Raw genomic sequence first — 12,565 nt, 5'->3', positions numbered from 1 at the left:
CAATGACGGTCTGGGGAACAAAATGCTTGCAACCGGCGGCTTTGCCGGTCATGCACAGCCGATGTCAGATCAAAACACCCAACGCCTCGACCAGCTTCTCGTCTCCCTCGGCCTCTTTGCCAGCCGTTCACGCGCCCGCGACGCCGTGCAGCGCGGCACCGTCAGGATCGGCGGCCAAGTGGTCACGAAGGCCGGCGCGCTGTTTAGCGCAGACGCGGCAATCGAGATCGACGATCCGGCGCAGGATTATGTCTCGCGCGCCGCACTGAAGCTTGCCGCCGCACTTGACCATTTCCGGCTCGATCCTGCCGGCCATCACGGTCTCGATGTCGGCGCTTCCACCGGCGGCTTCACCGAGGTGCTGCTGCAGCGCGGCGCCGCGCATGTCACCGCGATCGATGTCGGCCATGGGCAGATGCATCCGCGCATATCAGGCGATCCGCGCGTGACCAACAGGGAGGGCCTCAACGCCCGCAACCTGACGGCAGAGGATATCGGCCATCCCGCCACCTTCATTGTTTCCGACGTCTCCTTCATCACGCTGAGACTGGCGCTCGCGCCGGCTCTTGAGATCGCCGAACCCGGCGCTGTCGCCGTGCTGCTGGTCAAGCCGCAGTTCGAGGCCGGGCGCGAGGCGATCGGCAAGGGCGGGATGCTGAAGGACCCCTCGTCCGCTCCCACCGTTGCTGCGGAACTGGAGCGCTGGTTCATCGAGGATATGGGCTGGAAAAGCCTCGGCCTCATCCCCTCCCCGATTTCCGGCGGCGATGGCAATCAGGAATTTCTTCTGGCAGGATTGAAACCGTGAGCACCGAAACCGTCAAGATCGAGAAGCTCGGCGCCCAGGGCGACGGTATCGCCAGCAGCGCCGGCGGACCTGTCTATGTGCCCTTTTCCCTGCCCGGCGAAACGGTGGCGATTGCCCGGGTCAAGAGCCAGGGCACGATCATGTCGATCACGACGCCATCGCCCGACCGGCAGGAGCCGCCCTGCCGGCATTTCGGCCCGGATGGCGTCAACGGCACCTGCGGCGGATGCACGCTGCAGCATATGGCAGATGCGCCCTACCGCGCCTTCAAGCGACAGTTGGTCATCGATGCGCTGAAATCGAAGGGGCTGACATCAGAGGTCGGGGAGATCGTTCCGGCTCGGCCGGGCGAACGGCGGCGCGTGGTGTTTGCGGCGCGCAAGACCGAGAAGGACATGCTAATCGGCTTCAACCAGGCCGAAAGCCACCATATCGTCGCCATCGAGGAATGTCCGATCTCGTCGGCAGGGATCATCGCCCGGCTGCCGGCGATCAGGGCGATGGCTGCATCGCTCGCGACCAGTGCCGAACCCTTCCGCGTCGCCGTACTCGAAACGCTTTCCGGCCTCGACATCTCAGTCGACGACGTGAAGAAGCTCTCCGACCCGCAGCGGCGCAAGGCGATCGAGACCGCGCTCAGCCTGCGCGGCATCGCCCGTGTTTCGCTGAACGGCGAAATCCTGGTCGAGCCGTCGAAGCCGATGGTCGAATTCGGCGGCGTCCAGGTTTCACCGCCGCCGGGCGGCTTCACCCAGGCAACCAAGCCCGCGGAAGAGGCGATGGCCGAACTGGTGCTTGCTCATGTCGGCAAGTCGAAGCGGATCGCCGATCTCTTTGCCGGCTCCGGCACGTTTTCGCTGCGCCTGGCGCGGATCGGCCGTGTGCACGCCGTCGAAGCCGAGGCAAAGGCGCTCGCCGCACTCGATCATGCGGCCCGCAACACGCAAGGGCTGAAACCGATCACCGTCGAAAAGCGCGATCTCTTTCGCCGTCCTTTGATGACGCAGGAATTCAAGCCCTATGATGCCGTCGTCTTCGACCCGCCGCGGGCCGGTGCCGAGTTCCAGTGCCAGGAACTCGCCCGCTCAGGCGTGAAGAGGATCGTGGCCGTCAGCTGCAATCCGCTGACGCTGGCGCGGGATCTCGCGATCCTCGTCGAGGGCGGCTACCGCATTACCGGCGTGACGCCGATCGACCAGTTCCTCTGGACCTCGCATGTCGAGGTGGTGGCGACGCTGGAGAAATAGGCGTGTCTGTCGAAAAGACCAAAAGACGCAACCCATACTATAACGGCCCCGTGTCCGATCATTTCGACGGCACGCATTTCTTCAATCCCGAAGGTATTGAGCCCCTTGGTTTCCGTGATCTGATGCGGTGGCAATTCGGCGGTGGCCGTGAGCCTTGGCCGAGGTCGGTCCCAAGTCCGTACGCGGCGGCCAAGCCGGATCCATACGTCGACGGCGAGGACCTAAGGGTGACCATGGTCGGCCATGCAACAATGCTCGTGCAGGTCGCCGGACTGAATATCCTCACCGACCCGGTGTGGTCGGAGCGCGCGAGTCCCTTGGCTTTTGCCGGACCCAAGCGCGTCGTCCCACCGGGCATCGCGTTCGATGATTTGCCGCCAATCGATCTCGTGCTGGTATCGCACAATCATTATGATCATCTCGATATCGCAACGCTCAGGCGGTTGGGTGCGAAGCATCGGCCGCGTGTCGTGACGCCACTCGGCAATGACACGATCATACGCCGTGCCGTGCCTGATATAGAGACGACATCGATGGACTGGGGCGAGCGCATTTCGCACGCCGGAATAAGCATTGATGCGGAGCCTGCACACCATTGGTCCGCCCGCGGAACCGCCGATCGCCGGATGGCACTCTGGGCGTCGTTCGTTTTGTCGACTCCAGCCGGAAAAATTTATCACGTCGGAGATACCGGCTTTCACCACGGCATCAATTACACAGCGGCACAGCAGAAGCATGGCGGCTTTCGTCTGGCCATCTTACCCTTCGGCGCCTACGAGCCGCGATGGTTCATGAAAGGGCAGCACCAGAATCCGCAGGAGGCGGTGATCGGGATGAAGTTGGCCAATGCGGCCTATGTGGCCGGGCATCACTTCGCCACGTTCCAACTGACAAACGAAGCGGTCGATGCGCCGGCAAGAGCGTTGCAAGACGCAATGCGCGAGCATGATATTCCCCCGGAACGTTTCCGGCCGCTCAGGGCCGGCGAAGTATTCGATGTGCCCGCGGTCTAATCGGCGTCCGTTTGCTGCCAGACGACTGCCATAGATTCTTCGGAAACGACCGAGATTGCCGCGAGCGAAACCCGGCTGTGCTCAGCGGCGCATGAAGGCCTCGAATGCCGCCCGGGCCTCGGCGCTTTTCAGCCGCGCGGAAAAATAGCGGGCCTCCTCGTCGATGCGGGCGATAATCTCGCCGCGATCGCCGCGAATGAGATCGCGGGCGATGCGCAGCGCCTCCGGCGGCTTGGCCGCGAGCTTTGCAGCGAGGCCAAGCGTCATGGCATCGGCCTCGCCTGGCTCAACGACCTTCCAGACCAGGCCGGCTTCCTTCGCTTCCTCGGCGGAGAATGCTTCGCCGGCCGCCAGCAGGGCGAAGGCGCGCTGATGCCCCATCAGGCGCGGCGCGACGAGGCTGGAACCGGCCTCCGGCACCAGCGCCAGATCGACGAAGGGGGTGCGGAACTGGCTGCGGCTGGATGCGATGGTCAGGTCGCAATGGAGATGGATCGTCGTGCCGATGCCGATCGCCAGGCCGTCGACGCCCGAGACGACGGGTTTTTCGGCGTTCACCAGCGCATAGAGGAAATCAAGGATCTCCTGCTCCAAGCCGCGGCCGCCCATTGCGGCAGCGAGAAAATCGTTGAGGTCGTTGCCGGCCGAGAAGCAGCCTTCGGTGCCGAGGAAAGCGGTTGCGCGGATGCCAGGATTCGTGTTGGCCGCATTCAGCGCATCGGCCATTGTCCGGTACATGGCGCGGGTGATGGCGTTCTTCTTCTCCGGCCGATTGAAGCGGATCAACTGGACGCCGGGATGGGCGGAAGGCTGCTCGACGATGATGTGATCGGTCATAAGGTCTCCTCAGGCAAGCAGAATACGGGCGGCTGCAAGGCTTGCCGCCCCATTGACGACCCGGTCGCGAAGGGCTGCGGTCTCGGCAAGCAGGTTTTCGGCGGCGAAGCGGCAGAGCGCGATGCGGTTTTCGGCCGCACCATCGGCACTCTCGGCGAGACCGCCCTTGGCAAGATAGCAGCCGGTCAGCACCAGCCCGAACAGGCGCTGATAGGGCGTAGCACCCGAGAGCGCCTCGGCGGTCTGGTCATCGGCAAGCGTCTTTATCAGCCAGGCGGTCGCCTGCTCGAGGTCGGCGATCGCCGCGTCGAGCCTCACAGCGGTCTCGCCGAAACCATTAAGATTGGAGCGGCGGACGTCGTCGGCGATCTGCTTAAGCTCGGCGATGAAGCGCTTGACCTGATCGCCGCCGGAGAGCGGCAGCTTGCGGGTGACGAGGTCGATCGCCTGAATGCCGTTGGTGCCCTCGTAGATCGGGGCGATGCGGGCATCGCGGAGATAACGCGCGGCACCCGTCTCCTCGATGAAGCCCATGCCGCCATGCACCTGAATGCCGAGCGAGGCGACGTCGACGCCGGCATCGGTCGAAAAGGATTTGGCAATCGGCGTCAAAAGGGCGGCGCGCTCCTGCCAGTGGCGGCTGGTATCACCTGCCCGATGGGACATGTCGATCGCATGGGCGCAGGCATAGGAGATGGCGCGCGCCCCTTGCGTCAGCGCCTTCATGGTGAGGAGCATCCGGGCGACATCGGGATGTTCGACGATCGCGCTCATGCCGGCGCCGCTTGAACCCGGCGCCCTGCCTTGGGTTCGTTCCCTGGCATAGGCAAGCGCCTTCTGGGTGGCGGCCTCCGCGATCGCCACGCCCTGCATGCCGACGGCGAGGCGGGCATTGTTCATCATCGTGAACATGCAGGCGAGTCCCTTGTTTTCCTCGCCGACCAGCCAGCCCACAGCGCCCTTTTCACCGCCGAATTTTCCGTCGCCGTAGATCATCGTGCAGGTCGGCGAACCATGGATGCCGAGCTTGTGCTCCAGCGAATGGCAGAACAGATCATTGCGGGGCCCAAGCGAGCCGCCGTCGTTCACCAGGAATTTCGGCACCAGAAACAGCGAGATGCCGCGTGTGCCGGCCGGCGCATCCGGCAGACGGGCCAGCACCAGATGAATGATGTTGTCGGCCGCGTCATGTTCGCCCCAGGTGATGAAGATCTTCTGGCCGAAGAGGCGGTAGCTGCCGTCGTCGCGGCGCTCGGCGCGGGCTTTCAGCACGCCGAGATCGGAGCCGGCATGCGGCTCAGTCAGGTTCATGGTGCCGGTCCATTCGCCGGAGACCATCTTTTTCAGATATTTGTCTTTCAGCGCAGCACTGCCATGGGTGCTGACCGCCTCGATGGCGCCCATCGTCAGCGTCGGAGCGAGCGCGAAGGCCATGGAACCGGAATTCCACATTTCGAGGGCTGCGACATTCAGCATATGCGGCAAGGCCTGGCCACCGAAAGTCTCGGGCGCCGTCAGTCCGTTCCAGCCGCCGGCAATCCAATGGCGGTAGAGATCGCGCCAGCCATCCGGCAGCCGGACCTCGCCACCCTCCAGACGAGCGCCCTGGCGATCGCCGATTTCGGCAAGCGGGGCCACTTCCTCTGTGGCAAAACGCCCCGCCTCGGCGAGGATGGCGTCGACGAGATCCTCGCCGAGATCGCCGAGAAGCCCCTTTGAGATCGCCTCGCCCATGCCGGCGACATGCTTCAGCGTGAATGCGATTTCCTCGACGGGCGCCTTGTACATGGTTTTTCCTCCGCAGACCGGCTTCGCGCACGGCAAAGCCCCTCCGAGGCAAGGGCTAATTGATTTTTACGTAAACGTCAATTTCGATTTCTTTAGTGGTCATGCGATAGTTTGGCTGAAATGACGCTTTGCGCTTGCACCGTCGGCCAAATGGACGTCATGAACAAACTCTAAGGAAAGACATCGCCTTCGCAAAGGACCGGCGAACAGTGGACACATTGCCCGTCAACATACCCGGTTTTGTCTGGGCCTATCGCTTCTCGCCGGATGAAAAGGCCGCGGTGCGGCTGAACAACAGTGCGACGGTGGCGGAACTGACCGCGGATAACTGTTTCTACTGGCTGCACCTCAACCTTGTCGACGCCCGCGTGCCGGCCTTGCTCGATACGCTGGAGGGGCTGACGGAGGACGCGAAATCGGCGCTGACGACGCGGGATACGCATGCGGCCATCACCGTCGACGAGCAGATGCTCTATGGCACGCTCGTCGATTGCCAGCGCGATTTCGCTGAGGATACCAACAATCTCGGCTGGCTGCATTTCGCCATGTCTGACCGCTTCCTCATCACAACAAGGCTGCAGCCGCTGCGCAGCGTCGAACGGGCACGCGCCCTGATCGAGAAGAATCCGGGCAAATTCTCGCGGCCGGTCGATCTGTTCGAACTGCTGGTGATCGAATTCCAGCGGACGTTGATCGCGATCGTCATCGAGCTCACCGAAGAACTGAACCAGATCGAGGATATCGTCTACGACAGCGCACAACGCGACGAGCGCCGACGCCTGGCGCCGGTGCGGCGAACCGTGGTCAGGCTGCATCGGCACCTGCGCACCGTGCTGGCGCTGATGCGCCGGGCGGCGGCGGCCGACGACGACGAAATGCCCTTCGGCTTCGACGACGTGGCGCGGCGGCTGACGGGCCGGCTGGAAACGGTCGACCACGATATCTATGCGCTGCAGGACCGGGCACGCCTGCTGCACGAAGAAATCGATTCGAAACAATCCTCCGAAACCAACCGTCACCTCTATCTGCTGTCGATCATGACGGCCTTCCTGCTGCCGCCGACCCTGGTGACCGGCTTTTTCGGCATGAACACGGCAAACCTGCCCTTCGCCGTCGGCGACTACGGCACCGAATACGCCGTCGTCCTCATCCTCGCCTCCGTTGCCCTTGCCTGGTGGCTGCTGAGGCGGGTGGATATTCTTTGAGGGTGAAGTTTTCGGCATTCTGAGGGCGCGCAGCCCCTCATCCGGCTGCCGCCACCTTCTCCCCGCCTGCGGGGAGAAGGGGATGTGCCGCCACCTCTCCGTCCACCGCGAAACTCTCGCATGGCACGTCCCCTCTCCCCGTTTTTACGGGGAGAGGGTTAGGGTGAGGGGCCAGTGTGGGGACGTTGTCCGTCCTAGCCTCAATACGGCGAATAGCACTGTTGGCGCGGGCCGTTATAGGGTTGGAACGTGTTGTCGTAGGCGCGGTAGGACCGGTAGCGGTTGGCGCACCAGGCGACGTGGCTCGAACCCATGCGGGGCGCAGGTGCGACGTAACGCGGCTGTGCGGCAATCGCGCCGCCGATGACCGCGCCGGCGCCGAAGGCGGCGAGCGGATACCAGTAGCCGTTATAGCGGCGGTATCCCGGGCGGTAATAGGAATATCCGCGATAGCCACCGTAATAGCCGGGCCGGTAGTAGGCGCCGGGACGATAGCCAGGCCGGTAACCGGGGCGATAATAGCGGCGGTACTGCACGTTCTCGACGGCGGAGGATTTTTCCACCTGCGGGGCGGTGGGCATCTGGATTGCCTGCGACGGCGCAAAGCCCGTCAGCACCACGGCGGCCGCCAGAATTGCGGTCGCGATCTTGTTACTCAAACCGAACATTCTTCTCTCCCATTCAACAGCGATAACCGCCTGCTCAGCAACGCTTTCGTGCCGGAATGGTTCCGAAAGCGGCCGGGGCCAGCTGCTTTCGTATGTGTACAGAAATCGATCTGAACCGGGCATTAACCGGGAGGCCGATGATGTCGCCCGGAACGCACTTCAGTCCTTTGTTCATGCATGCCGTTAGCCCGGAACCGTAACAGTTCCGGGCTACATGCATTAGGCCACGGCGGAAATTTTCGCCTGGTCACCCTGCAGACGGTTCACCATGAAGTTCGAATACCATTCGAGGAACTGCATGACGCCGCCTTCATGCAGGGAAGAATAGGGGCCCGGCTCATAGGCGGGCGAGTGAATGCCGAAGGCGTTTTCCTCGACGATGCGGCGATCCTGATCGTTGGTTTCGGTCCAGACGTGGGTCAGTTCCTCGAGATTATAATCCACGCCTTCGACGGCGTCCTTGTGGACGAGCCACTTGGTCGTCACCGCCGTCTCATTGGCGCTGAGCGGCAGCACCCGGAAGGAGATGGCGTGGTCGCCGAGCAGATGGTTCCACGTCGTCGGGTAATGGAAGAGCAGCATGGTGCCGATGTGGCTGATCGAGATATCGTCGGAGAGCGGGCGCTTGACGGCACTCTTGCCCGACATGGTGTAGCTCTCGGCATCTTCGATCAGCGGCATGCGGGCGGTGCGGAACTGACCGTCCGGCGAAATCTGGAACTTGCTCGGCAGGCCAGCGGCCTCGCAACGCGCCCAATGGCCGGCGATCTCCGGATCGTCGGCACCGCCATCCGTGCCGGTGACACTCGGGGCTTCGGGATAGGTGCGGCAGAGCTCGGGGTGATTGGCGGCGCAGTGATAGCACTCGCGGTTGTTTTCCCAGACAAGCTTCCAGTTGCCCTTCTCGATGATCGTGCTCTGGAAGGCGACCTTGCTCTCGCTGATCCGGTGCGGCGCGACATAGGGTTCGATCTTGTCGCGCACCGGCTGGAAATCGGGGGCAGTGTTGGCAAGGCAAATGAACACATAGCCTGCGACGATTTCGCAATGGACGGGCTTCAGATTGAACCCGGTCTTGTCGAAATCATCGCCCATGTGGCGGGCGAAGGCGAGCTTGCCTTCGAGATCATAGGTCCACTGATGGTAGGGGCAGACGAGACGCACGGAGGAGCCATGCTCCTTGGTGCAGACGCGCGAGCCGCGATGACGACAGCTATTGTGGAAGGCGCGGATGACATTGTCGCGGCCGCGGACGATGACGACGGGATAGCTACCGATCTGAACTGTGAAATAGGCCCCCGGCTTCGGCAGTTCGCAATCATGGCCGATGAACAGCCAGTCGCGATAATAGATCATCTCCATGTCGAGCTGGAAATAATCCTCGTCGATATAGAACGGCTGCTCGAGGCTGAAGCCCTCACGGCGGCTCTTGAGCTGACGCAAAACGTTGCTGCGAATATCCATCTTCATGTCCTCGTGCACCCGGCTGCCGCCTTCCGGCAAGAAGGCCGGCGAAAGCGCGCCCGCTTCCTTCTCCTTCGGGAGAGTTGTTCATGCATTTAATCACCGAGCTTGCCTGCCGCTTGGTTGTAATGCGACATCGGCTTCGAAATTGACGACAGGATGCGGCAAGCCGCAAGCTGCCGATCCCAGTCGATGACATCGCCCGACTCTCCGGGCAATTATCGTCAATTGCGACATGGCGTAAAGACCCGCTCCGCAAAGAGGTCTGCTGCCGAGATCGACCGCCGTCTCGTTTGCGACATCTGCCGGAATTTGCCCTTCCGCCGGCCGGCTGCGAGACTATTTTTTTAACATCGCCTTAAGCATACGGTCCTATCCTCCTGGTGATCACCGACCGACCGAAGAACGCGAACCATGGCCAAACTCCGTTATTTCGACGCGAAAGATGCGAGCAGATCGCAAGAGCCGCAGCTGATTGCCGCTCATTCCGAATTCTTGCGCACCGGCCGCATTCCCCGCGAGCGGCGGCATTGGCTGGCAGAGGAAAAGCGGTATTTCACCCATGACGAGGTCGCCGCAAAGACCGGCCGCAAGCTGCAGGTGGCCGGCGAAAAAACGCATCAGAACATCAACGGTTTCCACCATTCGATCCAGTTTCCGAAGATGATCTTCCACCGGACGCTGCAGGATAGCCCGCATCTCGGCTATTGCCACGTCACCGCCGCACGGACGAAGTTCGCCCGCTACGAGGAGGTGAGCTGGGCTTTCTATATCGCCAATTTCTACTCCGACATCGGCGACAACGACAATTTCTTCGAGCGCATCGACGTCGGTTATTCCCGCATGTATTTCGCCGTCGCCATAAAGCCAGGCGAAGAGTCCGCGGAAAAGATGACCATCGACCGGTCGGTGCGCGGCAACGGCCTGCTTTTCCGCACCCACGATCCGCAGGCGGCGATCCGCAACATCCTGCTGCTCGGCGCCCGCAACGAACAGCTGCGCGAAATCATCCGGCAGCTTTAAGCGATTGATCGCGGGCGGCGGAAAGCCTAATGACTGCCGGGACGAACACGGGCAGGACATGGCACGCACGATCGATATCACGGCAGACAGGCAGGCAGCGCTGGAGGCGGCCTCAGCCGCTCTTGCCGACGGCTTTGCCATCGCCATCCCGACTGAGACCGTCTACGGCCTTGCCGCCGACGCCACCAATCCTTTGGCCATCGCCCGCATCTACGAGACAAAGGGACGGCCGCGCTTCAACCCGCTGATCTGCCATATGGCCGACCTCGCAATGGCCGAAGAACATGCCGAGTTCGACCCGGTCTCGCGAGCGCTCGCTGAAGCCTTCTGGCCTGGCCCGCTCACCCTCGTGCTGCCGCTGAAGCTTCAGAGCTCGATCCATTCGCTGGCGACCGCCGGGCTCGACAGCGTCGGCATCCGCGTGCCGAAGGGGTTTGCAGGCGCTTTAATCGGCGCCTTCGGACGGCCGCTCGCGGCCCCCAGTGCCAATACCTCAGGCGGGATCAGCGCCACGAGTGCTGCCCATGTCGAAGCCGATCTCGGAGCGAAAATCCCGTTGATCCTCGATGCCGGTTCAAGTGCTGTCGGCGTCGAATCGACGATCGTCAAGGCAGAGGGCGGCCAACTCAGGCTGCTTCGGCCGGGCGGACTGGCGGCGCGCGAGATCGAGCGTGTTGCAGGCCAACCGCTGCTGCGGGCGAAGGCGGCATCGGCGGCCATCGAGGCGCCGGGCATGCTTGCCTCCCATTACGCGCCGGGTGCTACCGTGCGCCTCAATGCGACGGCAGTCGAACCCGGCGAAGCGCTGATCGCCTTCGGCAGCGCTGTGGTCTCCGGCGCGGACAGTGCAAAGATCGTCCTTGATCTCAGCCCGCGCGGCGACCTTGCCGAGGCGGCGGCCAATCTTTTCGACTATATGAAGCGGGCCGATGCCAGCGGCGCTCAGAGCATTGCCTTTTCGCCGATTCCCGAGGACGGGCTGGGCGAAGCGATCAACGACCGGCTGCAGCGGGCAGCCGCGCCCCGCGACTGAAGGACCGCGCATCACGATGGAGGACCGAGCCTGATGAGCAATTCCAGCATTTCCACCGAACTCCTCGATCGCTTCGCGGCCATCGTCGGCGAAAAATACGCGCTGCGTAGCGAGGCCGATCTTGCACCGCATCTGATCGAAAACCGTGGGCTCTATCACGGCTCCTCCCCTCTCCTCTTAAAGCCCGGTTCGGTCGAAGAAGTCTCTGATATCATGCGGCTTGCGACGGAGACCGGAACGGCAATCGTGCCGCAGACCGGCAATACCGGCCTCGTCGGCGGCCAGACACCGCGTCAGGGCAAGTCCGATATCATCCTGTCGCTCGAACGCATGAACAGGATCCGCGATGTCGATCCGGTGGCGAACGTGCTGGTGGCCGACGGCGGTGCCATCCTTGCCGAGGTGCAGAAGGCGGCCGAGGCGCATGGGCGGCTGTTTCCGCTGTCCCTTGGCGCCGAGGGCTCCTGCCGCATCGGCGGCAATCTTTCCACCAACGCCGGCGGCACGGCCGTGCTTGCCTATGGCAATATACGTCAGCTCTGCCTCGGCCTTGAAGTGGTGCTGCCGACCGGGGAGATCTGGGACGGCTTGCGCCGCCTGAAGAAGGACAATACCGGCTACGACCTCCGCGACCTTTTCATCGGCGCCGAGGGGACGCTCGGCATCATCACCGGCGCGGTGCTGAGACTCTTTCCCCAGCCGCTCGGCCATCAGGTGGCCTTCGCCGGTCTGAATTCGGTGACGGATGCCCTTGCCCTCTTCAACCTGGCCTCCAGCCTCTGCGGCGCCTCGCTCACCGGTTTCGAGTTGATGCCGCGTTTCGGCGTCGAGATCACCACCCGCCATATCGACGGCGTGCGCGATCCACTGGAAACGGCCTACCCCTGGTACGTGCTGATCGACATTTCGACATCGGATTCGGCCGAGACGGCGGAACGGATGATGAGCGGCGTGCTGGAACAGGGTTTTGAGGCCGGGTTGGTGCTCGATGCCGCAATCGCCTCATCCGTGGCGCAGCAGAAGGCGCTCTGGCACATGCGCGAAAGCATGTCGGATGCGCAGAAGCCGGAAGGCGGATCGATCAAGCACGATGTTTCCGTGCCCGTGTCGAAGATCCCGCATTTCATGGCCGAGGCGGAAGAAGCGGTGATGGCGGCGATGCCTGGCGCCCGCATCTGCGCCTTCGGCCATATGGGCGACGGCAATATTCATTACAATATTTCTCAACCGCTCGGCGCCGACAAGGACGCCTTCATTGCCCGCTGGCATGAGATGAACCATATCGTGCATGAACTGGTGCTTGCCTATGATGGCTCGATCTCGGCCGAGCACGGCATCGGTCAGCTGAAGCGCGACGAACTGGCGGCGATCCGGCCAGCGATTGAAATCGAGCTGATGCGCCGCATCAAGCGCGCCTTCGACCCTGCCGATATCATGAACCCGGGAAAGGTTGTCAGCCTCGATGCGTGAGGCTGCACG

At 62.8% G+C, this 12,565-nt stretch carries 11 protein-coding genes; 7 read left to right on the top strand and 4 right to left on the bottom strand.

The window, feature by feature from the left end; translation table 11 throughout:
- Window positions 1–22 precede the first annotated feature (22 nt).
- From HFO71_RS09620 to HFO71_RS09610, 3 genes are read left to right on the top strand one after another with little or no spacing between them, the layout of a single operon-like run.
- Window positions 23–808 (top strand): TlyA family RNA methyltransferase, encoded by a 786-nt coding sequence (locus tag HFO71_RS09620; RefSeq protein WP_221969690.1) that lies wholly within the window; start codon window positions 23–25, stop codon window positions 806–808.
- Window positions 805–2,055, top strand: coding sequence for a class I SAM-dependent RNA methyltransferase (locus tag HFO71_RS09615; RefSeq protein WP_170268273.1), 1,251 nt, complete (start codon window positions 805–807; stop codon window positions 2,053–2,055). Before HFO71_RS09620 ends, HFO71_RS09615 begins: the two co-directional genes overlap by 4 nt.
- A 2-nt stretch (window positions 2,056–2,057) precedes the next feature.
- On the top strand, window positions 2,058–3,068 hold the full coding sequence (locus HFO71_RS09610) for an MBL fold metallo-hydrolase (protein ID WP_168257651.1): 1,011 nt from the start codon (window positions 2,058–2,060) through the stop codon (window positions 3,066–3,068).
- 81 nt (window positions 3,069–3,149) lie between these two features.
- Here HFO71_RS09610 and HFO71_RS09605 read toward each other — a convergent pair whose 3' ends face one another.
- Window positions 3,150–3,905, bottom strand: a complete 756-nt coding sequence (locus HFO71_RS09605; protein WP_131642441.1) for a crotonase/enoyl-CoA hydratase family protein — start codon at window positions 3,903–3,905, stop codon at window positions 3,150–3,152.
- 9 nt (window positions 3,906–3,914) lie between these two features.
- The gene (locus HFO71_RS09600; protein ID WP_221969692.1) at window positions 3,915–5,693 is read right to left on the bottom strand and encodes an acyl-CoA dehydrogenase family protein; all 1,779 of its coding nucleotides are present in this window, start codon (window positions 5,691–5,693) and stop codon (window positions 3,915–3,917) included.
- 209 nt (window positions 5,694–5,902) lie between these two features.
- On the opposite strand from HFO71_RS09600, the gene HFO71_RS09595 reads away from it, so the two are divergent.
- A complete protein-coding gene (locus HFO71_RS09595) occupies window positions 5,903–6,898 on the top strand; it encodes a transporter (RefSeq protein WP_221969693.1) in 996 nt (331 codons plus the stop codon).
- Between the two features lie 200 nt (window positions 6,899–7,098).
- On the opposite strand, the gene HFO71_RS09590 is transcribed toward HFO71_RS09595, so the two are convergent.
- Both HFO71_RS09590 and HFO71_RS09585 read right to left on the bottom strand, forming a co-directional pair.
- Window positions 7,099–7,566 carry a BA14K family protein gene (locus HFO71_RS09590; RefSeq protein WP_025393412.1) on the bottom strand — a complete coding sequence of 156 codons (468 nt, stop codon included), beginning with the start codon at window positions 7,564–7,566 and terminating at the stop codon, window positions 7,099–7,101.
- Between the two features lie 219 nt (window positions 7,567–7,785).
- On the bottom strand, window positions 7,786–9,030 hold the full coding sequence (locus tag HFO71_RS09585; protein ID WP_077976694.1) for an aromatic ring-hydroxylating oxygenase subunit alpha: 1,245 nt from the start codon (window positions 9,028–9,030) through the stop codon (window positions 7,786–7,788).
- A 414-nt stretch (window positions 9,031–9,444) separates the two neighbouring features.
- Between HFO71_RS09585 and HFO71_RS09580 the strand changes: the two genes are divergently transcribed.
- From HFO71_RS09580 to HFO71_RS09570, 3 genes are read left to right on the top strand one after another with little or no spacing between them, the layout of a single operon-like run.
- A complete protein-coding gene (locus tag HFO71_RS09580) occupies window positions 9,445–10,053 on the top strand; it encodes a DUF6656 family protein (protein ID WP_131642439.1) in 609 nt (202 codons plus the stop codon).
- Between the two features lie 58 nt (window positions 10,054–10,111).
- Window positions 10,112–11,086, top strand: coding sequence for an L-threonylcarbamoyladenylate synthase (locus HFO71_RS09575; protein ID WP_168257656.1), 975 nt, complete (start codon window positions 10,112–10,114; stop codon window positions 11,084–11,086).
- Between the two features lie 33 nt (window positions 11,087–11,119).
- On the top strand, window positions 11,120–12,556 hold the full coding sequence (locus HFO71_RS09570) for an FAD-binding oxidoreductase (protein ID WP_221979094.1): 1,437 nt from the start codon (window positions 11,120–11,122) through the stop codon (window positions 12,554–12,556).
- Window positions 12,557–12,565 lie beyond the last annotated feature (9 nt).

It is taken from the genome of Rhizobium laguerreae (genome assembly GCF_019778565.1).
Taxonomy (GTDB): domain Bacteria; phylum Pseudomonadota; class Alphaproteobacteria; order Rhizobiales; family Rhizobiaceae; genus Rhizobium; species Rhizobium laguerreae.
This window is presented reverse-complemented; position numbering and strand designations above follow the sequence as displayed.